Consider the following 24,980-nt stretch of genomic DNA (forward strand, 5'->3'; position numbering starts at 1 on the left):
GGCAGATCAGAGAGCGGACGAATCCTGCGACGGATGCTCGTTCCAGTGCAGCTTCTTGCGCAGCGTGGCGTACGTGCTGTAGCCGACCGGATGCAGCACCGGCACCGTATGCTTCGAGCGCCGCACTTCAATCGCGTCGTTCAGTTCGACGGCGGTGAACGACTGCATGTCGAAGTTCACGTTGACGTCGCGACCGCCGATGATCTGAATGGTCACTTTCGAATCGTCGGGCAGCACGATCGGCCGGTTCGACAGCGAATGCGGCGCGATCGGCACGAGCACGAAGCCCTGCAATTGCGGATGCAGGATCGGCCCCGCCGACGACAGCGCGTAGGCGGTCGAGCCGGTCGGCGTCGCGACGATCAGTCCGTCGGAACGCTGGTTGTACATGAAGTGGCCGTCCACCGACACGCGCAGCTCCGCCATGCCGGAGAAGCCGCTGCGATTCACCACGACGTCGTTGAACGCGAGCGCGTGGTAGATCGGCTTGTCGTTGCGCACGATGCGCGCTTCGAGCAGGCTGCGTTCCTCGCGCTCGAACTGGCCGGCGAGCATTTGCGGGACGATTTCCTGCATCGCCTTGAGCGGAATGTCGGTGATGAAGCCGAGCCGGCCATGATTCACGCCGATGAGCGGTGTTTTATACGGCGCGAGCTGCCGTCCGATGCCGAGCATCGTGCCGTCGCCGCCGAGCACGATTGCAACGTCCGCGCGCGCGCCCATCTCCGCGATGGAGAGCGCCGGGAACTCCGTCACGCCGACGTCCTTCGCGGTGCCCGCCTCGAAGACGACCTCGAAGCCCTGGCTCCTGAGGAGATCGGCGAGCGATCTCAGCGGCGCCTCGATGCCCGGCGTGTTGGTGCGCCCCACGAGGGCGACGGTCTTGAATTGGCCAATTTCCATGCCGGCATTACACCATAGTCAGAGAGCGAAAAGAACCGTGGGCGATGGCCGCCGGGCGCGCCGCGACGAGACCGTGCGGCATGACGCGGGCAGGCTCGCCGTTTGTCGCTAGAATGGAGCGGACGTTGAATGCCGACCACCCGGCGCGGCTCGCCGCTATCCGACACGTTGAGCTAAAATTTCCCCATGCTAGACCCACGTGCACAAACCCTCCTCAAAACGTTGATCGAGCGCTACATCGCCGAAGGTCAGCCGGTCGGTTCGCGCACGTTATCACGTCATTCCGGCCTCGAACTGAGCCCCGCGACCATCCGCAACGTCATGTCGGATCTCGAAGACCTCGGGCTGGTCGCGAGCCCGCATACGTCGGCGGGACGCATTCCCACGCCGCGCGGCTACCGGCTCTTCGTCGACACGATGCTGACTGTAGAAGCACCGCAAGACGAGGCCATGACCACCGCGGTCAAGACTCGCCTGCAAGGCGAGGAGCCGCAGAAGATCGTCGCGGCGGCGGCGAGCGTGCTGTCCAATCTGTCTTCGTTCGCGGGCGTCGTGCTCACGCCGCGCCGGAGCCACATGTTCAAGCAGATCGAGTTCATGCGGCTGTCGGACAAGCGCATTCTGCTCATCATCGTGACGCCCGAAGGCGACGTGCAGAACCGCATGATGGCCACGCAACGCGACTATTCGCCTTCGCAACTCGTAGAAGCCTCCAATTACATCAACGCGCATTTCGCGGGCCTGTCCTTCGACGAAGTACGCCGCCGTTTGCGCGAGGAAATCGACCAGTTGCGCGGCGACATGACCGCGCTCATGCAGGCGGCCGTGGTCGCGAGCACCGCCGAGACGGACCCCACTGACACCGTGCTGATTTCCGGCGAGCGCAACCTGCTCGAAGTGGCGGACCTTTCGTCCGACATGGCGCGGCTGCGCAAGCTTTTCGATTTGTTCGACCAAAAGACGAGCCTCCTGCAATTGCTGGATGTATCGAGTCACGCGCAAGGCGTGCAGATTTTCATCGGCGGAGAAAGCAATCTCGTGCCGATCGAGGAAATGAGCGTCGTGACGGCGCCATACGAGGTCAACGGGAAGATCGTCGGCACGCTCGGCGTGATCGGCCCGACGCGCATGGCGTACAACCGCGTGATTCCGATCGTCGATATCACCGCGCGTTTGCTGTCGATGTCGCTCAGTCATCAGTGACGCCATCTTGGCGCGCCGCGAAAGAGCGCGCCACTAGGCCGTTCGGCCAATGATGCGTCCGGAAACGCGCCGCTATAATGGTCCTCAACTTTTCCGACGACCATCTTCAGGCTCGCTTCCCTTATGCGTTTCGACCTCGAGTTGCCCTCGCAGCCCAGCGCTTCGCATCGCGTCGCGGTGCTGCTGATCAATCTCGGCACGCCGGACGCGCCCACGCCGCGGGCGGTGCGCAAGTATCTGGCGCAATTCCTGTCCGATCCGCGCGTCGTCGAAATTCCGTCATTCGTGTGGCAATTCATTCTGCGCGGCCTGATCCTGCCGTTTCGCGGGCGCGCATCGGCGAAGAAGTACGCGCAAGTGTGGATGCCCGAAGGCTCGCCGCTGCGCGTGCATACGGAAAAGCAGGTCGACGGCTTGCGGCGGCTCTTCGCGGCGAACGACTATCACGTCATCGTCGACTATGCGATGCGCTACGGCACGCCGGGCATCGGCGCGATGCTCAATCAGCTGAAGCTCGAAGGCGCCGACCGCATTCTCCTGTTGCCGATGTATCCGCAATACTCGTCGTCCACGACGGCCACCGCGTTCGACGACGCGTTCGCCGCGCTCAAGCGCGTGCGCAATCAGCCGGAAATCCGCACGATCCGCCATTACGCCGATCATCCGGCGTATATCGCGGCGCTCGCGGAGCAGGTGCGCGACTATTGGCGGCATCACGGCCAGCCGGATTTCGCCGCGGGCGACAAGCTCGTGCTGAGCTTCCACGGCGTGCCGAAGCGCACGATGGATCTCGGCGATCCGTATCACGACCAGTGCCAGCTGACCGGTTCGTTGCTCATGGCCGCGCTCGGGCTTACGCCGGTCGAATGCCGCGTGACGTTCCAGTCGCGCTTTGGGCGGGCGGAGTGGCTTCAGCCGTACACCGCGCCGACGGTCGCGGAGCTCGGCGCGGGCGGCGTTTCTCGTGTGGACGTGTTCTGTCCCGGCTTCACGGCGGATTGTCTCGAGACGATCGAGGAAATCGGCATCGAGGTGCGCGACGAATTTCTGAAGGCGGGCGGCAAGCATTTTCACCGGATTGCCTGCCTGAACTCAGCGCCCGCGTGGATCAAGGCACTGGGCGAGATCGCCGCGCAACATCTTCAGGGATGGCCCGTGCAGACTGTGCAGCCGCTCAGCGCAGTCGCCTGAGCGCGGCTTTTTCAGGCATTCACCCATGAACTACAAGATTTCGACGGAACCTGGCGCGCGTTTGCGCATCGATAAGTGGCTTTGGGCAGCGCGTTTCTTCAAGACGCGTTCGCTCGCGAGCGATGCGGTCGAGAAAGGCCGCGTGAAGATCGGCGGGGCGAATGTGAAGCCGTCTAAGGACGTGCGCGTCGGCGATATCGTCGAGATCGATATCGAACGGCTGGTGTGGCAGGTCGAAGTGCTCGGGATATGCGATGTGCGCGGCCCGGCGCCGGTCGCCCAGACGCTCTATGCCGAAACCGGGGAAGGCCGCGCGAAACGCATGGCCGAGGCCGAGCGCCGCAAGAATTTCCGCGAGCCCGCAGCGGAACTGCAGGGAAGGCCGACGAAGCGCGACCGGCGCACTATCGACAAATTTTCTCGTTCGGATTGAAGTAGCTTTCGATGGTCGCGTGAACGCCGCCGTACTCGGTGGTACGTTCGGTCACGACGCCGGACATGCAGATGGTGGTCGTTCCCGCGACGAGTACCAGGGCGACCACCGCGATAGCAAAGGTCAGTTTCATGGTATCCCCGGGAAGCGGGTTGCCCGGTCAGAAGGCGGCCGGATCAGGAAACGGGCAAGGGCTGAAAGCGGTTTGAAGCAATTCGTAGGATTAGGGTTAACGTGCGTCCTGCGCTGCTTTTTTGAAGTGTAGGCGACTCAGGGCTTTCCCTCAATCCGAAAATCGCGCGCCGCGGCGAAGTGTGTATTACGAGCCATTGCGGCGCCACCTTGCTGTCGAGATTTGTCCGAAAAACCGTTTCGAAGGCTTGAAAAAGCTTTCGGCGCCCTCATTTCGGCCGTTAGTGCGAAAAATGCGTCCGACTTTCGGTCTGGCCGCTTTCGCAGCCGATTCAACTCACTGCAATACATATTCAGCGACATGGAAAACACGCAAGAGAATCCAGCGAGCCAGAACGCAACGCCCGCCGACGATAACGCGCGCCAGTCCGCCGACCCGACCAGCGCGGCGGCTCCCGCGTCCCAAGGCGCGCCGGCTGATGCCGCCGCCGCGCCGCAAGCCGCGCCGAATGAGGCCGAAGCTGCGCTCGCCGAAGCGCAGGCCACCATCGCCGCGCTCAAGGAAGACTTCCTGCGCGCGAAGGCCGAAACCGAGAACGTGCGCCGCCGCAGTCAGGAAGATGTCGCGAAGGCGCATAAATTCGCCATCGAAAATTTTGCGGAGAACCTGCTTCCGGTGCTCGACAGCCTGGAAGCCGCGCTCGCCGACCAGTCGACGGATGTCGCCAAGGTTCGCGAAGGCGTCGAACTGACGCTGCGTCAACTGACGGGCGCGTTGGAGAAAGGCCGCGTGATCGCGGTGAACCCGGTCGGCGAAAAATTCGATCCGCATCGCCATCAGGCCATCTCGATGGTTCCGGCGGAACAAGACCCGAATACTGTCGTCACGGTGCTGCAGAAGGGCTACGTCATCGCCGACCGGGTGCTGCGTCCGGCGCTCGTGACCGTCGCCGCGCCGAAGTAATCGGTCTCGCGGCGTACGTGCCGGCCGTGTCGGTCGCCGCACAAAAAAAACTTATAGACCGCATCGTTTGCAGGGTCTTGAAATCGAAACTGACGCTCTTATCTTGCGTACAGGTATGAATTTTGGGCGTTCGGCCCGGTAAATCGGCAAAAGCCGGCATCGAAAGGCCGGCCGCAACGCCACTGCGATCAAAGCTAGGAGAGGATAAAAAATGGGCAGAATCATCGGTATCGACCTCGGCACCACGAACTCGTGCGTGGCGCTGATGGAAGGCAATCAGGTCAAGGTCATCGAGAACTCGGAAGGCGCGCGCACCACGCCGTCTATCATCGCGTACATGGATGACAACGAGATCCTCGTCGGCGCGCCTGCGAAGCGCCAGTCGGTCACCAATCCGAAGAACACGCTGTACGCGGTCAAGCGCCTGATCGGCCGCCGCTTCGACGAGAAGGAAGTGCAGAAGGACATCAACCTGATGCCCTACAAGATCGTCAAGCACGACAACGGCGATGCATGGGTCGAAGCGCACGGCAAGAACCTCGCGCCGTCGCAGGTTTCGGCTGAAGTCCTGCGCAAGATGAAGAAGACCGCTGAAGACTACCTCGGCGAGCCGGTGACGGAAGCCGTCATCACGGTTCCGGCGTACTTCAACGACAGCCAGCGTCAGGCAACGAAGGACGCGGGCCGCATCGCCGGTCTGGAAGTGAAGCGCATCATCAACGAGCCGACCGCGGCCGCGCTCGCGTTCGGTCTCGACAAGGCCGAAAAGGGCGACCGCAAGATCGCCGTGTTCGACTTGGGCGGCGGCACGTTCGACATCTCGATCATCGAGATCGCGGACGTGGACGGCGAAATGCAGTTCGAAGTGCTGTCGACGAACGGCGATACGTTCCTCGGCGGTGAAGACTTCGACCAGCGCATCATCGATTACATCATCGGCGAGTTCAAGAAAGAGCAGGGCGTCGACCTGTCCAAGGACGTGCTCGCGCTGCAACGCCTGAAGGAAGCCGCTGAAAAGGCGAAGATCGAACTGTCGTCGACGGCTCAGACCGACATCAACCTGCCGTACATCACGGCGGACGCGTCCGGTCCGAAGCACCTGAACCTCAAGTTCACGCGTGCCAAGCTCGAAGCGCTCGTCGAAGAGCTGATCGAGCGCACGATCGAACCCTGCCGCATCGCGATCAAGGATGCGGGCGTGAAGGTCGGCGACATCGACGACGTGATTCTCGTCGGCGGCATGACGCGTATGCCGAAGGTGCAGGAGAAGGTGAAGGAATTCTTCGGCAAGGATCCGCGCCGTGACGTGAACCCGGACGAAGCCGTCGCCGTGGGCGCCGCGATTCAAGGCCAGGTTCTGTCGGGCGACCGCAAGGACGTGCTGCTGCTCGACGTGACGCCGCTGTCGCTCGGCATCGAGACGCTCGGCGGTGTGATGACGAAGATGATCAACAAGAACACGACCATCCCGACGAAGCACTCGCAAGTGTATTCGACGGCGGACGACAACCAGGGCGCCGTGACGATCAAGGTGTTCCAGGGCGAGCGCGAAATGGCCGTCGGCAACAAGCTGCTCGGCGAGTTCAACCTCGAAGGCATTCCGCCCGCACCGCGCGGCGTGCCGCAGATCGAAGTGACCTTCGACATCGACGCGAACGGCATTCTGCACGTTGGCGCGAAGGACAAGGCGACGGGCAAGGAAAACAAGATCACCATCAAGGCGAACTCGGGTCTGACGGACGCGGAAATCGACAAGATGGTGAAGGACGCCGAAGCCAACGCCGAGGAAGATCACAAGCTGCGTGAGCTGGCCGACGCGCGCAACCAGGGCGATGCGCTGGTTCACAGCACGAAGAAGGCGGTCGCGGAGTACGGTGACAAGGTCGACGCTTCGGAGAAGGAAAAGATCGAAGCGGCGCTGAAGGACCTCGAAGAGGCGCTGAAGAGCAGCTCGAGCGACAAGGCCACGATCGAAGCAAAGGTCGAGGCGCTGGCTCAGGCTTCGCAGAAGCTCGGCGAAAAGATGTACGCCGACATGCAGGCGCAGCAAGGCGCGGCGAGCGCGGCCGCGGGTGCGGCAGGCGCGGGCGCGTCGGCGGATGCGGGCGCGAGCCAGCATCACGATGACGTCGTCGACGCCGACTTCAAGGAAGTGAAGAAGGACTAACGCCGAATCGGGCGCGTGAGTGGCGACATTCACGCGCTTTTCGGTGGTATCACCGGGACGCGTTGGCGTCTGACGTGGAGCGCGCCTGGCGAGCCTTTCGGCTCTCCGGGCACGTTGTTTTTAGAGGCGCGTTGCTTCTGGCGAGGCGCAAAAAGTTTTACGCGCGGGTTGCGAGCGACATCCGCAGCATCTCGCAGCATCTGACAGGAACCGCGGCGCTCAAGCGCGGCGGCATCGAACCGACATGGCGAAACGGGATTACTACGACGTTCTGGGCGTCGCGAAAAATGCGAGCGACGACGAGATCAAGAAGGCGTATCGCAAGCTCGCGATGAAGTATCACCCTGACCGCAACCCGGACAACAAGAAGGCGGAAGAGAATTTCAAGGAGGCGAAGGAAGCCTACGAAATGCTCTCCGACCAGCAGAAGCGGGCCGCCTACGATCAGTACGGCCACGCGGGCGTGGATCCGAACATGGCGGGCGCGGGCGCGCAAGGTTTCGGCGGTTTCGCCGATGCCTTCGGCGATATCTTCGGCGACATCTTCGGACAGACGGCGGGTGGCGCCGGCGCGCGCGGCCGCAGCGGTCCGCAGGTGTATCGCGGCGCGGACTTGCGCTACAGCATGGAAATCACGCTGGAGCAGGCGGCGCACGGCTACGACACGCAGATTCGCGTGCCGAGCTGGGTGAACTGCAACGTCTGCCACGGCTCCGGTGCGAAGCCGGGCACGAAGCCCGAAACCTGCCCGACCTGTCATGGTCAGGGCCAGGTACGCATGTCGCAAGGGTTTTTCAGCATCCAGCAGACGTGCCCGAAGTGTCACGGCAGCGGCAGCTACATCCCCGATCCGTGCGCGAACTGCCACGGCGCGGGCAAGGTGAAGGAAACGAAGACGCTGGAAGTGAAGATTCCGGCGGGCATCGACGACGGCATGCGAATCCGCTCGGCGGGCAATGGCGAGCCGGGCATCAACGGTGGTCCGGCCGGCGACTTGTATGTGGAAATCCACATCAAGCAGCATTCGGTGTTCGAGCGTGACGGCGACGACCTGCATTGCCAGATGCCGATTCCGTTCACGACGGCGGCGCTCGGCGGCGAGATCGAAGTGCCGACGCTCGCGGGCCGCGCGAGCTTCACGGTGCCGGAAGGCACGCAGTCGGGCAAGACGTTCCGTTTGCGCGGCAAGGGCATCAAGGGCTTGCGTTCGAGCATCGCCGGCGATCTGTATGTGCATGTCCAGGTGGAAACGCCGGTCAAGCTCACCGACGCGCAGCGCGATTTGCTCAAGCAGTTCGAGAAGTCGCTCGTCGAGGGTGGCGCGCGGCATAGTCCGCAAAGCAAGAGCTGGTTCGACCGCGTGAAGAGCTTCTTCGATTGATGCGGTCGAGTGCGTCGTACGTCGGGCAGGTATGACGATGAAAACCGAAGAGCGCAGCGCGGTGTTCGCGCTGCTCGACGATTGCGATGCGACCGCCGAAAGGCGGTCGAGTCGTTTGTACACGGACTTCGTGCGCGAACGCGTGTGCGTGAACGCGCGCGATCTCGATGCCGTTTGCGCCGAAATCGAGCGCGATCTGCAGAGCGGCCTGCATGCGCTTGTCGTCGCGGATTACGAGTTCGGACGCAATCTCCAGTTCGGTGAAATCGGGCGTGGTGAAGATCAGGCGCTTCGCGTGCTGATGTTTCGCTCGTGCGTGTTTCTGTCGCGTAAGGAAGTGAGCGCCTGGCTCGCCGATGACGAGGTTGCAGGCGTCGCGGGCATTGCGCCGAGCGTCACCCGCGACGAGTTCGACAAGGCCATCGCCACGGTTCAGGAGGCGTTGAAGGAAGGCGAGTCGTATCAGATCAACTACACGTATCGGCTGAATTTCGATGTATTCGGCACGCCGCTCGCGCTGTATCGGCGATTGCGCGAGCGGCAAGCCGTGCATTTCGGCGCGTTCATCGCGTTGCCGGACGGCAGGTCGGTCGTGTCGTGCTCGCCGGAATTGTTCGTCGAGAAACATGGCGATCTGTTGCGCGCGCGGCCGATGAAAGGCACCGCGCCGCGGGATGCCGATCCCGAATCGCTGCGCCTCGACCCGAAGAATCGCGCCGAGAACGTGATGATCGTCGACTTGTTGCGCAACGACATGTCGCGCGTGGCGGTCACGGGTTCGGTCAACGTACCAGCGCTGTTCTCGGTCGAGCCGTACGCATCGGTGTGGCAGATGACGTCGACGATCGAAGCGCGCGTCATTCCGGGCACGTCGTTCGCGGACATCGTGCGCGCGCTCTTTCCGTGCGGCTCGATCACCGGCGCGCCGAAGTATCGGACGATGCAACTGATCGACGAAATCGAGAGCACGCCGCGCGGGCTTTACACCGGCGCGATCGGCTGGCTCGATGCGAGCGGCGACTTCTGCATGTCGGTGGCGATTCGTACGCTCGTCATCGATGCGGCCGCGCGGCACGGCGTGCTCGGCATCGGCGCGGGCATCGTGCTCGATAGTGTCGCCGCCGACGAATACGAGGAGTGTCTGTTGAAAGCGCGTTTTCTGACGGGCGCGGATCCCGGCTTCGAACTGTTCGAGACGACATACGCGACACGCGATAAAGGCGTGCGCCATTACGCGCGCCACGTCGCGCGGTTGAAGGCGAGCGCGGCGTATCTCGGTTTCACGTTCGACGAAGCTTCGTTGCATGAGCAGACCGCGCAACATATCGCGGACTTCGAAGGCCAGAAACCGTATCGAATGCGTATCGCGCTGGCCAAGAGCGGGCGCATCACGATGACGAGCGCGCCGCTTGCGCCGTTGCCATCGGATACGGTGAACGTGCTGCTCGCTTCGGAGCGCGGATTCGCGCCGCAAAGCTCGGCCGATCCGCTGCTCAGACACAAGACGACGCGTCGCGCGGATTACGATCGTGCGTGGAAAGCCGCCGAAGCCGAAGGCGCGTTCGACATGTTGTTCGTCAACGAGCGCGGCGAGTTGACCGAGGGCGGCCGCTCGAGCGTGTTCGTGAAGCTCGACGGCGAGTGGTTCACGCCGCCCATCGATGCCGGCGTGCTGCCGGGCGTGATGCGCGCGGTGTTGATGGAAGAACTCGGCGCGCGCGAACGCGCGCTTACGCCGAACGAACTCGACAACGCGCAGAGCCTGCTGATCAGCAACGCCCTGCGCGGCGCGGTCGAAGCGCGCCTCAAGCGTTAGCCAGAATCACCACTCGGCGACGCTGCCATCCGCGTGACGCCACACCGGATTGCGCCAGCGATGGCCGACCTTCGCCATTTCGCGCACTTTCTCCTCGTTCACCTCGATTCCCAAGCCCGGCCCTTGCGGAATCGACACCATCCCGTCTTCGTACTTGAAGACTTCCGGATTCCTGATGTAATCGAGCAGGTCATTGCCCTTGTTGTAGTGAATGCCGAGGCTCTGTTCCTGGATGAACGCGTTATAGCTGACCGCATCGATCTGCAGACAGGTTGCGAGCGCGATCGGACCGAGCGGGCAGTGCAGCGCGAGCGCGACATCGTAGGCTTCGGCCATCGTCGCGATCTTGCGGCATTCGGTGAGACCGCCCGCGTGCGACGCGTCCGGCTGAATGATGTCGACGTAACCGCCCGCCAGAATGTGCTTGAAATCCCAGCGCGAGTAGAGCCGCTCGCCGAGCGCGATCGGCGTGCTTGTCTGGTTGACGATATCGCGCAGCGCCTCGACGTTTTCCGAAAGCACCGGCTCTTCGATGAACATCAGCTTGAACGGATCGAGCTCCTTCGCGAGCACTTTCGCCATCGGCTTGTGCACGCGTCCGTGAAAGTCGACGCCGATGCCCACGTTCGGCCCGACCGCTTCGCGCACCGCTTGCACGTTGTCGATCACGCCCTGAACCTTGTCGAAGGTATCGATGATCTGCAGCTCTTCCGAGCCGTTCATCTTCACGGCCTTGAAGCCGCGCTCGACCACCGCCCGCGCGTTGTTCGCGACGTCGCTCGGACGGTCCCCGCCGATCCACGAATACACCTTGATCTTGTCGCGCACCTGGCCGCCGAGCAGCGCGTGCACCGGCACGCCGTGATGCTTGCCGAGAATGTCCCACAACGCCTGATCGACGCCCGCGATCGCGCTCATGCCGATCGGCCCGCCGCGATAGAAGCCCGCGCGGTACATGACCTGCCACAAGTCTTCGATATGGCGCGGGTCCTTGCCGACGAGATAGTCGGCGAGTTCATCGACGGCTGCGGCGACCGTATGCGCGCGGCCTTCCACAACCGGCTCGCCCCAGCCCGTGATGCCCTCGTCGGTTTCGATCTTGAGGAAGCACCAGCGCGGCGGAACGATGAAGGTCTCGAGTTTCGTGATTTTCATTGAGCGTCTCCTGAAGGGTTTTACATGGTAGCAAAAAGGCGATGTCTGGTCATATTAATAGTATTATTCGCATAAAGATTGGGACTTACGAAACATCAGTCGAATGCCCGATAATCGTGCTCAATATATGAAGGGAGACCATCATTTACCGCGATCTGCATGGCCGTGTGACGCATGAACTGGGCATGGCGATCCTGCGCGGCGACTTTGCGCCGGGTTCGCCATTGCCGCGCGAAGCGGAACTGATGGAGCGCTTCGGCGTGAGCCGCACGGTGTTGCGCGAGTCGTTGCGCACGCTGACATCGAAAGGATTGATCGAGTCGCGGCCGAAAGTCGGTACGCGCGTGCGCGCGCAAGACGCGTGGAATCTGCTCGATGCCGACATGCTCGACTGGTACTCGCGCGTCGCGCCGCCGCTGCAATTCGCACTCAAGCTTCAGGAAATGCGCGAGATGATCGAGCCGTACGCCGCCGCGCTCGCCGCCGACAACCACGAAGAACGCACGCGCGAACGACTCACGCGCGCGCATCAGGCGATGGCGGACGCGCAGAACGTCGATGAATGGGTGCGCGCCGATCTCGACTTCCATCTGGGCGTGCTCGCCGCGTGCAGCAACGAATTGCTGATTCCGCTCGGCGCGCTGATCGAGCGCACGCTCGAAGGCCAGTTGCGCCTGAACGCGAAGCGCGCCGACGTCTACAACGCGTCGCTCGCGGAACATACGGCGGTTTTCGAAGCGATCATCGCGCGCGATTCGAACGGCGCGCGCCGCGCGATGGCCGGTCTGCTTGGTGTGACACGCGGCCGGATCGAAGGCTAGAACGCGTTCAGCGGAATCTTCAGATAGGTCGTGCCGTTGCTCGCCGCGTCGGGAAAGTGGCCCGCGCGGATATTGACCTGAATGGCGGGCAAGATGAGCGTCGGCATGCCGAGCGTCGCGTCGCGCGCCTCGCGCATCGCGACGAACTCGTCCTCGGTCTTGCCGCCGCCGACGTGGATGTTCTTCTCACGCTGCTCGCGCACCGTGGCTTGCCATTGCGGAGCGCGCGTCTCCGGCGGATAGTCGTGACACACGAAAAGCCGCGTGTCGGGATCGAGCGCGAGCAGGCGCTGAATCGATCGATACATCGCGCGGGCGTCGCCGCCCGGGAAATCGCAGCGCGCGGTGCCCAAGTCCGGCATGAAGAGCGTGTCGCCGACGAACACCGCATCGCCGACGTGATACGCCATGTCGGCGGGCGTATGTCCCGGCACGAAGAGCGCGGTTGCTTCGAGCGCGCCGATCATGAACCGCTCGCCGTCGGCGAACAGATGATCGAACTGCGAGCCGTCGAGCTGGAACTCGGGTTCGAGATCGAAGATCTTCTTGAACACGCCCTGCACCGTGCGTATCGACTCGCCAATTCCGATCTTCCCGCCGAGCGTGCGTTTCAGATACGGCGCCGCCGAGAGATGATCGGCGTGCGCGTGCGTCTCCAGAATCCATTCGACGGAAAGCCGCTGGTCCCGCACGAACGCGACGACCGCATCGGCGGATTTCGTCGATGTGCGCGCGGCTTTGGGATCGTAGTCGAGCACCGGATCGACGATAGCCGCGGCGGAGCCGGGCGCTTCGTAGACGACGTACGTCATCGTGCCGGTGTTGATGTCGAAGAAGGGCTGAATGATCGCTTGCACGCTGATTCCCCCGGTGCGTCACGCGATCCTGTGCTTTTGCGGCCCGGATGGATTGGGCGTGTTTGTCAGGATCGCGATACAGTGTAACCCTTTGCGCCGGGCATCGATGCGCCGGCCGTCGTCTTCCCGAAAGCTCCATCGAGAGGTTTGAATGCCGCACGTCCCGACCGCGCTCGCGTCGTCCTGGGGCGCGTGGGCCGTGTTCGTCAGCGTCCTCGCGACGCAGCTCGGCGTGCCGGTCCCCGCCGCGCCGATGCTCATTCTCGCCGGCACGCTCGTCGCCGCCGGCAACGTGCCGTTCTGGCAAATGCTGGTGGCCGCAGTGCTCGCGGTGCTCATCGCCGATTCCTTGTGGTTCACCGCGGGCCGTCTCTACGGCCGCACCTTTCTCAATTCGCTCGTGCGCTTCTCACTGTCGATCGATACCACGCTGCGCACCGCGCGCCGATGGTTCGAGCGCTTCGGCGTGCCGCTGCTCGCGCTGTCGAAGTTCGTGCCGGGGCTCGGGCTCGTGTCGGCGCCGCTGCTCGGCACCACGCAGATCGAAGTGCGCGTCTTCGTGTTGTGGGATCTGATCGGCGCGACGGCGTGGGCGAGCTTCTGGATGCTCGGCGGCGCGGCGCTCGAGGCGCAGATCGGCCGGCTCATCGAACTGGTGCGCGCGAACGGCACGACGCTGATCGACGTGCTCGTGATCATCGCGCTCGGCTTCGTGCTGTATCGATGGATCCGGCGCGAGCAGTTTCGTCAGTGGCTCGCGAAGTATCACATCACGCCCGATCAGCTCGACGCGATGATGCACTCCGACACGCCACCCGTGATCTACGACGCGCGTCCGGCGGACATTCGCCGTCGCGAGCCGTATCGCATCGCGGGCGCGATCGCGCTCGATCTCGATTCGCCGGATCGCGTCGATCAGTTGTATGCGGAGCACGAGGTCGTCGTGTATTGCGTGTGTCCGAACGAGGCGACGGCGAAGACCATCGCGCGTCAATTGCGGGCGAAGGGCTTCAGACACGTGCGGCCGCTGAAGGGCGGGCTCGATGCGTGGGAAAAGCACGGCTATCCGACCGAGCCGATTCCGCCCGAGCACTTGCGCGCGCCCGCCGATCACGACGACATCGATCACGATATGGTGACGATCCGCGCGACCGCGCCGGAATGAGCCGACCCTAGCTGCGGCGCGCCGGCCGGTTCACGAGCGCGATGCCCGCGAGGACCATCGCGGCGGCGACCATGAAGCGCGCGGTGAAATGCTCGCCGAGCAAGAGCACGCCGAAGGTGACGCCGAAGATCGGCGTGAGAAACGAGAACACGGAAAGCCGCGACGCCATGTAGCGCGTGAGCAGCCAGAACCACGTCAGATAGCTGATGAACGCGACGACGATCGCCTGATACGCGAGACTCGCGATCGCTATGGGCGACACGGCTTCGACGTGCGTCTGCCCGATGCCCGCCGCGAGCACGAGCAGCAGAACCGCCGATACCGCCAGCTGATAGAACAGCGTCTTGCTCGCGCTCGCATGGGAGAGCGCGGACGCGCGCACGACGACCGTCGTCGCGGCCCAGAAGATGCCGGCCATGATGCCGAGCGCATCGCCAGCGATGCCTTGCAACGTCGATGCGCTATTCGGATTGCCGTGCAGAAAGCCGTCCGCGAACGCGAGCGCGATGCCGCAGAACGCGAGCACGATGCCGCTCCACTGCGTGCGCGAAAGCCGCTCGCCCGCGACGAACCAGTGCAGCCCGAGCGCGGTGAAACAGGGCGCGGTGTAGAGAAACACGGCCATGCGTGTGGCCGTCGTGAGACTCAGGCCGAAGAAGATGCAGACGAACTCGCCGCCGAACAGCACGCCCGCGAGCAGTCCGGCGGGCAGCGTGTCGTCGCGCTGAAAGAGCGGCACGCCGCGCGTGCGCGTCCAGATCCATACGAGCAATGTGGCGATCAGCGAGCGGATGCCGGCCTGCAGCATCGGCGGAATCGAGGCGTTGGCTTCCTTGATCGCGACTTGCTGTAATCCCCACGCGCCGCAGAGGGCGATCATCACGATAACGGCGGTGGCGTCGGGGGCGCGGCGCAGGGAGAGGGATGGCGAGCTCATCGGCTGTCGGTTAAGCGTGCACTGATCTGGAGCGTCGATTGTGCCAGCGAACCGCTGCGATGAACGAAAGGTCGGGACGAGCCCGTGGAGATTGCGCGCCGCGACGAGCGTGCGGCGCGCGCTTTGAAAGCGTGGATTGAGCGCGGTTCAGGAATGCTTTTCGATCAGTTCGACCTTGTAGCCGTCCGGATCTTCGACGAACGCGATCACCGTCGTGCCGCCCTTCACCGGACCGGCTTCGCGCGTCACCTTGCCGCCCGCCTGACGGATGCGCTCGCACGCATCGGCGGCGTTATCGACTTCGAGCGCGATATGACCGTAAGCCGTGCCGAGATCGTACTTGTCGGTGCCCCAGTTGTAGGTCAGTTCGAGCACGCTGTTCTCGCTTTCCGGGCCGTAGCCGACGAACGCGAGCGTGTACTTGTACTCGGTGTTTTCGCTTTGACGCAGCACATGCATGCCGAGAATGCGCGTGTAGAAATCGATGGAACGCTGCAGGTCGCCGACGCGCAGCATCGTGTGGAGGAGTCGCATGGTGGGATTCCTGTTTGTAGGTTTGCGGGGACAGGAATGAAATTGTACCGTCGGCGCTTTTTACGCGCTGACCGCGCTCACAGTGCCGGCAGCAAGTCCGGCGGATGATGCTTGAGCGTATGCCGCGCCTCGCGGAACTCGGGGAAGATCGATTCCACCGTCTGCCAGAAACGCGGGCTGTGATTCATCTCGCGCAGATGCGCGAGCTCGTGCGCGACGACGTAATCGATGATCGACATCGGAAAATGGATGAGCCGCCAGTTGAGGCGAATCTTGCCGTCGCTGGAGCAACTGCCCCAGCGCGTCGCCGCCGACGACAGCGCATACGCGCGGTACTCGACGCCGAGCTTCGCCGCATAGACCGCGAGCCGCGCACCGAAGATGCGCTTCGCTTCGCTTTGCAGCCAGCCTTGCACGCGATCCTTGATCTGCTGCGCGTCGGCGGATGCTGGCAGCGGAAGCGTGAGCACGCCGGTTTCGTCATCGAACGAAAGCGCGCTCGCAGAGTTGAGCGACACGCTGATCGTCTTGCCGAGAAACGGAAACTGCGCGCCGTCCTTCCATTCGATGCGCGGCAGCGCGCGCTGCTCCACGCGCGTCTGCCATTCGGTGAGCTTCCTGACGATCCAGTTCTGCTTGTCGAGAATCGCGCTTTCGATATCGGCGATCGTCACCCAGCGCGGCGCGGTGATCGCGAGCCCGGTTCCGTCGATGCAAAAGCCGATCGTGCGCCGCGACGAACGACGCAACCGGTATTCGAGCGCGCCCGCTTTGAGCACGATGCGACGCAGGCGCACGCCATCGGGCAGCGGTGCGGTGGGCGCGTTCGGTGCGGCGGGCGTGAGGACGGGAACGGGATCGGCGGGGGGAACATCGCCGCGCAGCGGAGCCGGTCCGTTCGCGGGCGGCGCGCCGGAGTAAGCCGGCGCATGCTCGAACGGCAGATCGAGTTGCAGGGTATCGAGCGCGACGGCGGGGCGCTGTCGCGAAGGGGCTTTCTGCATCGGCTCCGCTTTGCGCTCACGGCGCAGGAATGACGAGAAGAAAGAGTAGGGCACGCCTCGGCTCGAATCGAACGCCGCCGCGTCAGCGGCCCGCGCCCGCAGCGCCGGCTTTGGCCGGCTGCGCGTTCGGCACGGCGTAAGCGTGCGGATCGATGCGGCGCATTTCCGTCTCGATCCAGCTTTCGACGCGCGCGTTCACTTCCTCGGGCGTGAGACCGGCCGTATCGATCGGCTTGCCGACCGACACCGTGACTATACCCGGATATTTGATGAACGAATTGCGTGGCCACACGTGACCGGCGTTGTGCGCGATGGGCACGACCGGCGCGCCGGTTGCAACCGCGAAGCGTGCGCCGCCGGTCTTGTACTTGCCCTGGCTGCCGACGCGTGTGCGCGTGCCTTCGGGGAACATGATGATCCACGCGCCTTCGTCCATGCGCGCGCGGCCTTGCCTGGTGACGGAGACGAAGGCGTCGCGGCCCTGCTTGCGATCGATGTGCACCATCTTCAGGAGTCCGAGCGCCCAGCCGAAGAACGGCACATAGAGCAGCTCGCGCTTGAACACGTAGCAGAGCGGCCGCGGCATCAGCGCGGGAAACGCGAGCGTCTCCCATGCGGACTGATGCTTCGACAGCAGCACGGCCGGACCATTCGGCAGGTTCTCCATGCCTTCGATCGTGTAGCGAATGCCGATCAGATGCCGCAGCACGACGATCGTCGACTTGCACCAGCCGGCGGCCATCCAGTAACGCTTGTCTGCGCGCATGAACGGAAACGCGATGAAGCAGGCGATCGCGTACGGCACCGTGTACACGACGAAGTAAAGCATCAACAGCAACGAACGGATGAAGCGCATGGAATATCTGTTACTGAGCCGCGGCGCGATCCTGATGCCGCGCGAGGAAATCGAGCGCGAATGCGCGCAAGTCCTTGTGAACGAGGGTGCCTTCGGGCAACTGGCCTTCCTTGAGCGTCTTTTCGCCTTTGCCGGTCAGCACGAGATGCGTGGGAAAGCCCAGCGCCGCGCCCGCCTGGAGATCGCGCAAAGAATCGCCGACGACCGGCGTATCTTCCGGATCGATCTCGAAGCGGTCGATGATCTGTTGCAGCATGCCGGGCCGGGGCTTTCTGCAATCGCACTGATCTTCGGCCGTGTGCGGGCAGAAAAACACCGCGTCGATGCGCCCGCCGACGGCCGCGACCGCGCGATTCATCTTCTGATGCATTGCGTTGAGTGCGGCCATGTCGAATAGACCGCGCCCGATGCCCGACTGATTCGACGCGATCGCCACGCGATAGCCCGACTGGTTCAGCCGCGCGATCGCTTCGAGACTGCCGGGAATGGCGACCCATTCGTCCGGCGACTTGATGAAGGCATCCGAATCGACGTTGATGACGCCGTCGCGATCGAGGATGACCAGTTTGCGGTTCATGACCATGGGCGGCGTTTCTTAAGCAGCGAGCTTCGAGATGTCGGCGACGCAGTTCATCTGCTGATGCAGCGCGTTGAGCAGCGCAAGACGATTGTTGCGCAGCGCCGGGTCTTCCGCGTTCACCATCACGTCGTTGAAGAACGTATCGACGGATTCGCGCAACGCGGCGAGCGCGGTGAGCGCCTCCGTATAGTTGCGCGCGGCGAGCTGGCTTTGCACGCGCGGCGTCACTTGCTCGATCTGCGCGTACAGATCCTTCTCGGCCGCTTCGACGAGCAGTTCCTTGTCGACCACCGAAGGCGCGCCTTGCTCCGACTTCTTCAGAATGTTCGAGATGCGCTTGTTGGCCGCCGCGAGCGCCGCGGCTTCCGGCAGCGCCGCGAATTCGCGCACGGCGTCGAGGCGCGCGACGATGTCGTCGAGGCGCGTCGGGTTCAGGCTCAGGACCGCTTCGATATCGTTCGCTTCGAAGCCGCGCTCGCGCAACAGTCCGCGCAGACGATCGAGGAAGAAGGCGTAGACCGCTTCGGTCGAATCGGCGACTTGCGGCATGCCCGCGAACTGACGTTGCGCCGCGCCGACGAGATCGCGCAGATCGACCGGCAGCTTCTTTTCGAGCAGGATGCGCAGCACGCCCAGCGCGTGACGGCGCAGCGCGAACGGATCTTTCTCGCCCGTCGGCGCGAGCCCGATGCCCCAGATGCCGACGATCGTTTCGAGCTTGTCCGCGAGCGCGACCGCGGCACCGACGCCCGTCGACGGCGTTTCGTCGCCCGAGAAGCGCGGCTGATAATGCTCCGAGCACGCGAGCGCGACTTCTTCCGGCTCGCCGTCGTGACGCGCGTAGTACGTGCCCATCGTGCCTTGCAGCTCGGGGAATTCGCCGACCATGTCGGTCAGCAGATCCGCCTTCGCGAGACGCGCGGCGCGGCGCGTCAGCGCGGGATCGACCCCGACCATCGGCGCGATTTCGCCCGCGAGCGCTTCGAGACGCTCGACGCGCTGCAGCGTCGAGCCGAGCTTGTTGTGATAGACGACGTTCGCGAGCAGCGGCACGCGATCTTCGAGGCGCTTCTTCTTGTCCTGCGTAAAGAAGAACTTTGCGTCGGCGAGGCGCGGGCGCACGACGCGCTCGTTGCCTTCGACGATCTCGCCGGGCGTCTTCGTATCGATATTCGACACGATCAGAAAACGCGAGCGCAGCTTGCCGTTCTGGTCCGTGAGCGCGAAGTATTTCTGGTTCGTCTGCATCGTGAGGATCAGACATTCCTGCGGCACCTGCAGGAATTCCTCGTCGAAGCGGCATTCGTAGACGACCGGCCATTCGACGAGCGCGTTCACTTCGTCGAGCAGCGCTTCGGGCATCACGACGCGATCTTCGCCCGCAAACGCCTGCAGTTGCGTGCGGATCGATTCGCGGCGATCGTCGAAGTTCGCGACGACGCGGCCTTTGTCGAGCAGGGTGTCGGCGTAGTCGTCGGCATGAGCGATCGCGACGAAGCCTTCCGACATGAAGCGATGCCCGATGGTCGTATCGCCCGCATCGACGCCAAGCGCGCTGACCGGCACGACGTCGCGGCCGTGCATCGCGATCAGGCGCTGCACCGGACGCACGAACTGCACGCTGGTGCCGTCCGGACGCTGATACGTCATGACCTTCGGAATGGGCAGCTTGCCGAGGGTTTCGTCGAGCGCGGCTTGCAGGCCGTCGGCGAGCGTCGCGCCGGGCGCGGCGTAGCGCAGGAAGAAGGCTTCGGCCTTGCCGTCCTGCGCGCGTTCGAGTTCGGCGATGGGAAAGTCGGGGAAGCCGAGCGCCGCGAGTTTCTTCGCGAGCGGCGGCGTGGGGTTGCCTTCCTTATCGAGCGCGACCGTTACCGGCAAGACTTTCTCGCGCACCTGCTTTTCCGGCGCGACATCGCGCACATTGCGGATGAGCACGGCGAGGCGGCGCGGCGTCGCGTACTTTTCGAACGAAGGCGCGCCGTCGATGAGATCGCGCGCGGCGAGACGCTCGACGATGCCATCGGCGAAAGCGGTGCCGAGACGCGCAAGCGCTTTCGGCGGCAGTTCTTCGGTGAGCAGCTCGACGAGGAGCGAAGCGTGGTTGGATTGCGTCATTGTTCTAGCGAGCCTCGTCAAGCCTGTTCGTTGTTGCTGGGTTCGCCCGGCGGCGTGCTTTCCACCTTGAGCGGCGGCGCCCATGCCGGACGCTGCGCTTCCTGCTCGTCGCTGACGAGATCGCGATCGCCCTTGACCGGATTGCCGAGCATCGGGAAGCCGAGCGCTTCGCGCGAATCGTAATAAGCCTGCGCCACGAGGCGCGACAACGCACGGATGCGGCCGATATACGCCGCGCGCTCAGTCACGGAAATGGCGCCGCGCGCATCGAGCAGATTGAACGTATGGCCGGCCTTCAGCACGAGCTCATACGCGGGTAGCGCGAGCTTCGCATCGATCATCTTCTTCGCTTCTTCTTCGTAGCTCTTGAAGAACGTGAACAGCAGATCGACGTTCGCGTGCTCGAAGTTGTACGTGGACTGCTCGACCTCGTTCTGGTGATACACGTCGCCGTAGGTGAGGCGGCGCAGTTCGCGGCCGTTCGGGCCGTCTTCTTCCCATTCGGTCCAGATGAGGTCGTACACGTTCTCGACCTTCTGCAGGTACATGGCGAGGCGTTCGAGACCGTAGGTGATTTCGCCGAGCACGGGCTTGCAGTCGATGCCGCCCGCTTGCTGGAAGTACGTGAACTGCGTCACTTCCATGCCGTTGAGCCACACTTCCCAGCCGAGTCCCCAGGCGCCGAGCGTCGGGTTCTCCCAGTCGTCCTCGACGAAGCGCACGTCGTTCTGCTTCAGATCGAAGCCGAGCGCTTCGAGCGAGCCGAGGTACAAATCGAGGATGTTTTCCGGCGCGGGCTTCAGCACGACCTGATACTGATAGTAGTGCTGCAGGCGGTTGGGATTCTCGCCATAGCGGCCGTCCTTCGGGCGGCGCGACGGTTGAACGTAGGCCGCGCGCCACGGCTCCGGGCCGATCGCGCGCAGGAACGTGTGGACGTGCGAGGTGCCTGCGCCGACTTCCATGTCGATCGGCTGGAGGAGCGCGCAGCCCTTTTCGTTCCAGTAGGACTGCAGCGTCAGAATGATTTGCTGGAAAGTGAGCATGATTGCCTTTTGCGGGCGAACGCGGCGCGGCCATCGTCGTGACGACGCGACTCGGAGGCTCGGCCGAAGTACTTAAACGGAGAATTTTAGCCGAACGGACGGGCGGGTGCGGCTTTTTGGGAGAAGGCGGGCCGCGTCGCATCGCGCGACGCGGCTTTGTTTCAGCCGATGTTCAACGCTCGCCCGAACGTTTCCGATTCGGCGCGAATGCAAACGCGAACGCCAGCAGAATCAGCGATACCGCGATCACCGTCATGTTCCCGCTCGTCACATACGGCGTGCTGCCCGACGTGCCTTGCACGCGCGCTTCGAGCACGCCCGTGGCGAACGTCGGCAGCTTCGAGATGACATCGCCGTTGGCCGCGATCGCCGCCGTCATGCCGGTGTTGGTCGCGCGCAGCATCGGCCGGCCGGTTTCCATCGACCGCATCCGTGCGATCTGCAAGTGCTGATCGAGCGCGATGGTATTACCGAACCACGCGAGATTCGTCGAGTTGATGAGAATGCCCGCGGGCGTTTCCTGCTCGCGGATCGTGCGCGCGATCTCTTCGCCGAAGATGTCCTCGTAGCAGATATCGACGGCGACCGGCTGGTTGTGCACGACGAATGCCTTCTGCGCGATCGGCCCGCGCGCGAGATCGCCGAGCGGAATGCCCATCATGCGCACGAACCAGTGAAAGCCGGGCGGCACGAATTCGCCGAAGGGCACGAGATGATGCTTGTCGTAGCGATACACGCCGTTCACATGCGGCGTGACGCCGAAGAGACTGTTGGTGAAATCGGTTGCGCGGCCATCGGGCAGAATCGTGACGCCGATCGCGCCGAAGAGAATCGACGAGTTCGTGTCGTCGGCGAAATTGCGGATCGCGACGGCGAAATCCTGCGGAATCTGCACCGACAGCACCGGCAGCGCGGTTTCCGGCGTGACGATCAGATCAGCGGGCTTCTCGGTGATGAGGCGCTTGTAGAGCGCGAGCGAGTCATCGACGCCCGACTGCTCGAACTTCATTTCCTGCTTCACGTTGCCTTGCAAGAGACGCACGTCGAGCGGTGCGTTGGCGGGCGTCGTCCATTGGACGAGCGACAGCAGCATGCCCGCGACGATCAGCGCAACCGCGACGACGCCCGGCGCGAACGCGAGCCGCCGCGTCTTGCGCAAGTGATAGACGGCCTGCACGATCAGCGCGGCGACGAGCGCGAGCACCCAGCCGACGCCGTACACGCCGACGATCGCGCCGAAGCCCTTGAGCGGACCGTCGACTTGCGCATAACCGCTCGCGAGCCAGGGAAAGCCGGTGAACACGAGGCCGCGCAGCCATTCGCCGAGCGCCCAGGCGCTCGCGAACGCGAACGCGCCGTGCCATGTCGGCGCATAGCGCGGCGATGCTTCGATGTCGCGTGCGGTGGCGGCGTCTTCATCGCCGAAGCGCGCGCGCCCCGCGACGAACGACCAGACCACGCTCGACAACGCCGGATAGATCGCGAGATACAGCGAGAACAGTGCGACGGCGGCGGCGGCGAGCGGCGCGGCCATGCCGCCGTAGACATGCATGCTGATGTAGAGCCACCACACGCCCGTCACGAAGTTGCCGAAGCCGAATGCCCAGCCGGTCGCGGCGGCGCTTTTCCAGCCGTTCGCGCGCGAGAGCCACGCGAAGAACAACGCGAACACGGCGAGCTCGATCCATCCGCCGTGCGGCGTCGGCGCGAAGGAGAGCGTATTGATCGCGCCGAGCACGGCGGCGACGAGGTAATGCCAGAACGGCAATGCGCGACGCGTATCGGGTGTCACGGAGACGTCGCGTTGACGGGAGAGAAAGCGAAACGATGAATCGGCCATTGATGACGGTCGAGATGAAACGGCAAAAGCGAGTGTAGGACTGACAGCGGGCGCCGTTCGGCTGCGGCGCCCGCGAAGCGCTTAGTCGCGCAGTTCGTCTTCGTCGTCGCCCGCGTGGTGATGTTGCTGCGCGAGATTCGGCACGCGCCGCACGAGAAGAACGTGAATCTGGCGGGCGTCGCCGCGCAGGATCTCGAACACGAAATCGTCGATGCGTACTTTTTCGCCGCGATGCGGCACGCGCCCGAAGCGATGCGTGACGAGTCCGCCGATGGTATCGACTTCTTCGTCGGAGAAATCGGTGCCGAATTCCTCGTTGAATTGCTCGATGCCGGTGAGCGCGCGCACGCGATACTTGCCGTCGGGCGTCGCGATGATATTGCCGGCTTCCTCGTCGAAGTCGTATTCGTCCTCGATGTCGCCGACGATCTGTTCGAGCACGTCCTCGATCGTGATGAGGCCGGCGACGCCGCCGTATTCATCGACGACGATCGCGATGTGATTGCGGTTCACGCGAAAGTCGTGCAGCAGTACGTTCAGACGCTTCGATTCGGGGATGAAGACGGCGGGACGCAGCATGCCGCGCACGTCGAATTCTTCTTCGGCGTAGTAGCGCAGCAGGTCTTTCGCGAGCAGCACGCCGATGACGTTGTCGCGATTGCCTTCGTACACCGGATAGCGCGAGTGTGCTTTTTCGAGCACGAAGGGGATGAATTCCGCGGGCGTTTCCGCGATGTTGATGGCGTCCATCTGGGCGCGCGGCACCATGATGTCGCGCGCGCAGAGGTCGGACACCTGAAAGACGCCTTCGATCATCGAGAGCGAGTCGGCGTCGAGCAGGTTGCGCTCGTGCGCGTCCTGAAGCACTTCGAGAAGTTCGTCGCGCGATTCCGGCTCGTGCGAGATGAAATCGGTCAGGCGTTCGAGGAGCGAGCGCTTTTCTTGCGGTTTGTCGGTGTGGCGTCGACTGGGATAGGGATCGTTCATAGCGGAGCGCCCGGGAGTTCCCGGGCGCAGGTTAGCGGAAAGTTAAGCATACACCAAGGCAAAAAGCGGGCTGCGTGGCGCGGCGCGCATGACTTCAGCCATGCTAGCCGATAAATGTGCGAGAAGTATGTCCAGCGGAAAGCGTTGGCCGAATGGACGATATCAGGCGCGAAAATCATATGGAGGCAAAAAGCGCCAACGTCAGCGTCCGCCCTGCGCCTGGCAACGCTTCAACAACGCCTCCAGCGCCCGATCCGGCATGCCGCTCTCGCGCAGCGCCTCCACCGTCCGGCTGACGTAATCCAGCGTCGTCCCATATCGGCCGCTCGCGCAGCCGAGCACCGTGCGCACGACCGGATCGGCGAGCTTGCCGGTATAAGACGCCGCATCGCGCCGCATGACGAACGCGAGCGCATCGACGCGCCGTCCGTCCGCGAGCGTACAGGGCAGCCACGCGGGGCGGTACGAACCCATCGCCATTTCGCGGCGCCACAGCACGTCGAGATGCTCGATCGCTCCGACGCCCGCGAGCCGGAACGCCATGCCGGTGCACGAGCCGCCGCGATCGAGCGCGAGCACGAGACCCGGCTGCTCCGGCGTGCCGCGATTCACGCGCGACCACAGATAAAGCCCGCGATGATAGCCATGCACTTTGCCGCGCACCGCTTCGACTGTCGGCAGCCCGGGGTTCCAGATCAGCGAACCGTAGCCGAAGAGCCACACGTCCGACTCGCCGTCCCAATGCGCGAACGCCGCCTCGCGCGATGCCGCAAGTTCGGCATCCGTCCACAATGCGGATTCGCCGAGCGCGGGCGGATAGCCGGCGCACGGCTCGGGCGCGATGTCAGGAAGTGACTCGGGATGCGTGGGTTCGGGCAGCTTGTCGTTCACGG

23 protein-coding genes are annotated in these 24,980 nt (G+C 63.8%); 9 read left to right on the top strand and 14 right to left on the bottom strand.

The annotated features are described in order from the left end of the window. Nucleotides 1–6: 6 nt before the first annotated feature. A complete protein-coding gene (locus tag NCS02_RS02495) occupies nt 7–903 on the bottom strand; it encodes an NAD kinase (protein WP_008351476.1) in 897 nt (298 codons plus the stop codon). 186 nt (nt 904–1,089) lie between these two features. On the opposite strand from NCS02_RS02495, the gene hrcA reads away from it, so the two are divergent. The 3 genes from hrcA to NCS02_RS02510 all read left to right on the top strand — a co-directional run bounded on the left by hrcA (nt 1,090) and on the right by NCS02_RS02510 (nt 3,730). Then, a complete protein-coding gene (gene hrcA, locus NCS02_RS02500; RefSeq protein ID WP_008351475.1) occupies nt 1,090–2,106 on the top strand; it encodes a heat-inducible transcriptional repressor HrcA in 1,017 nt (338 codons plus the stop codon). Between the two features lie 123 nt (nt 2,107–2,229). Further along, nucleotides 2,230–3,297: a ferrochelatase gene (gene hemH / locus NCS02_RS02505; protein WP_008351474.1), complete on the top strand. Its 1,068-nt coding sequence runs from the start codon at nt 2,230–2,232 to the stop codon at nt 3,295–3,297. Between the two features lie 25 nt (nt 3,298–3,322). Continuing rightward, a complete protein-coding gene (locus NCS02_RS02510; RefSeq protein ID WP_008351473.1) occupies nt 3,323–3,730 on the top strand; it encodes an RNA-binding S4 domain-containing protein in 408 nt (135 codons plus the stop codon). Here the strand turns inward: NCS02_RS02510 and NCS02_RS02515 are convergent. Next, the gene (locus tag NCS02_RS02515; protein ID WP_008351472.1) at nt 3,702–3,863 is read right to left on the bottom strand and encodes a hypothetical protein; all 162 of its coding nucleotides are present in this window, start codon (nt 3,861–3,863) and stop codon (nt 3,702–3,704) included. The two genes, NCS02_RS02510 and NCS02_RS02515, sit on opposite strands and share 29 nt — an antisense overlap. 360 nt (nt 3,864–4,223) lie before the next feature. On the opposite strand from NCS02_RS02515, the gene grpE reads away from it, so the two are divergent. The 4 genes from grpE to pabB all read left to right on the top strand — a co-directional run bounded on the left by grpE (nt 4,224) and on the right by pabB (nt 10,190). Beyond that, entirely contained in the window at nt 4,224–4,826 is a 603-nt protein-coding gene (gene grpE, locus NCS02_RS02520; RefSeq protein ID WP_008351471.1) for a nucleotide exchange factor GrpE, read from the top strand. 211 nt (nt 4,827–5,037) lie between these two features. Continuing rightward, on the top strand, nt 5,038–6,993 hold the full coding sequence (gene dnaK / locus NCS02_RS02525; protein WP_008351469.1) for a molecular chaperone DnaK: 1,956 nt from the start codon (nt 5,038–5,040) through the stop codon (nt 6,991–6,993). A gap of 244 nt (nt 6,994–7,237) precedes the next feature. After that, on the top strand, nt 7,238–8,374 hold the full coding sequence (gene dnaJ / locus NCS02_RS02530) for a molecular chaperone DnaJ (RefSeq protein WP_008351467.1): 1,137 nt from the start codon (nt 7,238–7,240) through the stop codon (nt 8,372–8,374). Between the two features lie 37 nt (nt 8,375–8,411). Next, on the top strand, nt 8,412–10,190 hold the full coding sequence (pabB, locus tag NCS02_RS02535) for an aminodeoxychorismate synthase component I (RefSeq protein WP_502800860.1): 1,779 nt from the start codon (nt 8,412–8,414) through the stop codon (nt 10,188–10,190). Between the two features lie 6 nt (nt 10,191–10,196). Here pabB and dgoD read toward each other — a convergent pair whose 3' ends face one another. Further along, nucleotides 10,197–11,345, bottom strand: a complete 1,149-nt coding sequence (dgoD, locus tag NCS02_RS02540) for a galactonate dehydratase (protein WP_008351463.1) — start codon at nt 11,343–11,345, stop codon at nt 10,197–10,199. A 140-nt stretch (nt 11,346–11,485) separates the two neighbouring features. Between dgoD and NCS02_RS02545 the strand changes: the two genes are divergently transcribed. Then, the gene (locus tag NCS02_RS02545; protein ID WP_033536533.1) at nt 11,486–12,166 is read left to right on the top strand and encodes a FadR/GntR family transcriptional regulator; all 681 of its coding nucleotides are present in this window, start codon (nt 11,486–11,488) and stop codon (nt 12,164–12,166) included. Here NCS02_RS02545 and NCS02_RS02550 read toward each other — a convergent pair. After that, complete coding sequence (locus NCS02_RS02550) at nt 12,163–13,023, bottom strand: MBL fold metallo-hydrolase (protein WP_250481478.1); 861 nt, start codon at nt 13,021–13,023, stop codon at nt 12,163–12,165. The genes NCS02_RS02545 and NCS02_RS02550 overlap by 4 nt on opposite strands. A 151-nt stretch (nt 13,024–13,174) precedes the next feature. Here NCS02_RS02550 and NCS02_RS02555 point away from each other — a divergent pair, with 151 nt between their 5' ends. Next, on the top strand, nt 13,175–14,188 hold the full coding sequence (locus NCS02_RS02555) for a DedA family protein/thiosulfate sulfurtransferase GlpE (RefSeq protein ID WP_008351458.1): 1,014 nt from the start codon (nt 13,175–13,177) through the stop codon (nt 14,186–14,188). Nucleotides 14,189–14,195: 7 nt separating this feature from the next. On the opposite strand, the gene NCS02_RS02560 is transcribed toward NCS02_RS02555, so the two are convergent. The 10 genes from NCS02_RS02560 to NCS02_RS02605 form a co-directional block, all read right to left on the bottom strand. Continuing rightward, a complete protein-coding gene (locus NCS02_RS02560; RefSeq protein ID WP_250481479.1) occupies nt 14,196–15,125 on the bottom strand; it encodes a DMT family transporter in 930 nt (309 codons plus the stop codon). Between the two features lie 147 nt (nt 15,126–15,272). Further along, nucleotides 15,273–15,659 carry a lactoylglutathione lyase gene (gene gloA / locus NCS02_RS02565; RefSeq protein WP_008351454.1) on the bottom strand — a complete coding sequence of 129 codons (387 nt, stop codon included), beginning with the start codon at nt 15,657–15,659 and terminating at the stop codon, nt 15,273–15,275. Nucleotides 15,660–15,736: 77 nt separating this feature from the next. Beyond that, nucleotides 15,737–16,663, bottom strand: coding sequence for a M48 family metallopeptidase (locus tag NCS02_RS02570; RefSeq protein WP_250433723.1), 927 nt, complete (start codon nt 16,661–16,663; stop codon nt 15,737–15,739). A gap of 82 nt (nt 16,664–16,745) precedes the next feature. Beyond that, on the bottom strand, nt 16,746–17,519 hold the full coding sequence (locus tag NCS02_RS02575) for a lysophospholipid acyltransferase family protein (protein ID WP_008351449.1): 774 nt from the start codon (nt 17,517–17,519) through the stop codon (nt 16,746–16,748). A 10-nt stretch (nt 17,520–17,529) separates the two neighbouring features. After that, nucleotides 17,530–18,102 (bottom strand): D-glycero-beta-D-manno-heptose 1,7-bisphosphate 7-phosphatase, encoded by a 573-nt coding sequence (gene gmhB, locus NCS02_RS02580; protein ID WP_008351447.1) that lies wholly within the window; start codon nt 18,100–18,102, stop codon nt 17,530–17,532. 12 nt (nt 18,103–18,114) lie between these two features. Next, a complete protein-coding gene (gene glyS / locus NCS02_RS02585; RefSeq protein WP_034470666.1) occupies nt 18,115–20,214 on the bottom strand; it encodes a glycine--tRNA ligase subunit beta in 2,100 nt (699 codons plus the stop codon). A 17-nt stretch (nt 20,215–20,231) separates the two neighbouring features. After that, nucleotides 20,232–21,260, bottom strand: a complete 1,029-nt coding sequence (gene glyQ / locus NCS02_RS02590) for a glycine--tRNA ligase subunit alpha (RefSeq protein WP_075583488.1) — start codon at nt 21,258–21,260, stop codon at nt 20,232–20,234. Nucleotides 21,261–21,432: 172 nt separating this feature from the next. Continuing rightward, a complete protein-coding gene (gene lnt / locus NCS02_RS02595) occupies nt 21,433–23,100 on the bottom strand; it encodes an apolipoprotein N-acyltransferase (RefSeq protein ID WP_250481480.1) in 1,668 nt (555 codons plus the stop codon). Between the two features lie 81 nt (nt 23,101–23,181). Further along, entirely contained in the window at nt 23,182–24,087 is a 906-nt protein-coding gene (locus NCS02_RS02600) for a CorC family transporter (protein ID WP_008351437.1), read from the bottom strand. Between the two features lie 201 nt (nt 24,088–24,288). Continuing rightward, entirely contained in the window at nt 24,289–24,978 is a 690-nt protein-coding gene (locus tag NCS02_RS02605) for a gamma-glutamylcyclotransferase (protein WP_008351435.1), read from the bottom strand. Nucleotides 24,979–24,980: the final 2 nt, after the last annotated feature.

The sequence above is a fragment of the Caballeronia sp. NCF2 genome (genome assembly GCF_023631205.1).
GTDB lineage: Bacteria > Pseudomonadota > Gammaproteobacteria > Burkholderiales > Burkholderiaceae > Caballeronia > Caballeronia zhejiangensis.

Bases quoted from the DNA above. Each gene is read 5' to 3' on its own strand.
- gloA (WP_008351454.1), bottom strand. From the start codon at position 15,659: ATGCGACTCCTCCACACGATGCTGCGCGTCGGCGACCTGCAGCGTTCC.
- NCS02_RS02560 (WP_250481479.1), bottom strand. From the start codon at position 15,125: ATGAGCTCGCCATCCCTCTCCCTGCGCCGCGCCCCCGACGCCACCGCC.
- pabB (WP_502800860.1), top strand. From the start codon at position 8,412: ATGAAAACCGAAGAGCGCAGCGCGGTGTTCGCGCTGCTCGACGATTGC.
- NCS02_RS02515 (WP_008351472.1), bottom strand. From the start codon at position 3,863: ATGAAACTGACCTTTGCTATCGCGGTGGTCGCCCTGGTACTCGTCGCG.
- gmhB (WP_008351447.1), bottom strand. From the start codon at position 18,102: ATGGTCATGAACCGCAAACTGGTCATCCTCGATCGCGACGGCGTCATC.
- NCS02_RS02510 (WP_008351473.1), top strand. From the start codon at position 3,323: ATGAACTACAAGATTTCGACGGAACCTGGCGCGCGTTTGCGCATCGAT.
- dgoD (WP_008351463.1), bottom strand. From the start codon at position 11,345: ATGAAAATCACGAAACTCGAGACCTTCATCGTTCCGCCGCGCTGGTGC.
- dnaJ (WP_008351467.1), top strand. From the start codon at position 7,238: ATGGCGAAACGGGATTACTACGACGTTCTGGGCGTCGCGAAAAATGCG.
- NCS02_RS02600 (WP_008351437.1), bottom strand. From the start codon at position 24,087: ATGAACGATCCCTATCCCAGTCGACGCCACACCGACAAACCGCAAGAA.
- lnt (WP_250481480.1), bottom strand. From the start codon at position 23,100: ATGGCCGATTCATCGTTTCGCTTTCTCTCCCGTCAACGCGACGTCTCC.
- dnaK (WP_008351469.1), top strand. From the start codon at position 5,038: ATGGGCAGAATCATCGGTATCGACCTCGGCACCACGAACTCGTGCGTG.
- glyS (WP_034470666.1), bottom strand. From the start codon at position 20,214: ATGACGCAATCCAACCACGCTTCGCTCCTCGTCGAGCTGCTCACCGAA.
- NCS02_RS02570 (WP_250433723.1), bottom strand. From the start codon at position 16,663: ATGCAGAAAGCCCCTTCGCGACAGCGCCCCGCCGTCGCGCTCGATACC.
- NCS02_RS02495 (WP_008351476.1), bottom strand. From the start codon at position 903: ATGGAAATTGGCCAATTCAAGACCGTCGCCCTCGTGGGGCGCACCAAC.
- grpE (WP_008351471.1), top strand. From the start codon at position 4,224: ATGGAAAACACGCAAGAGAATCCAGCGAGCCAGAACGCAACGCCCGCC.
- NCS02_RS02555 (WP_008351458.1), top strand. From the start codon at position 13,175: ATGCCGCACGTCCCGACCGCGCTCGCGTCGTCCTGGGGCGCGTGGGCC.
- NCS02_RS02575 (WP_008351449.1), bottom strand. From the start codon at position 17,519: ATGCGCTTCATCCGTTCGTTGCTGTTGATGCTTTACTTCGTCGTGTAC.
- glyQ (WP_075583488.1), bottom strand. From the start codon at position 21,260: ATGCTCACTTTCCAGCAAATCATTCTGACGCTGCAGTCCTACTGGAAC.
- hemH (WP_008351474.1), top strand. From the start codon at position 2,230: ATGCGTTTCGACCTCGAGTTGCCCTCGCAGCCCAGCGCTTCGCATCGC.
- hrcA (WP_008351475.1), top strand. From the start codon at position 1,090: ATGCTAGACCCACGTGCACAAACCCTCCTCAAAACGTTGATCGAGCGC.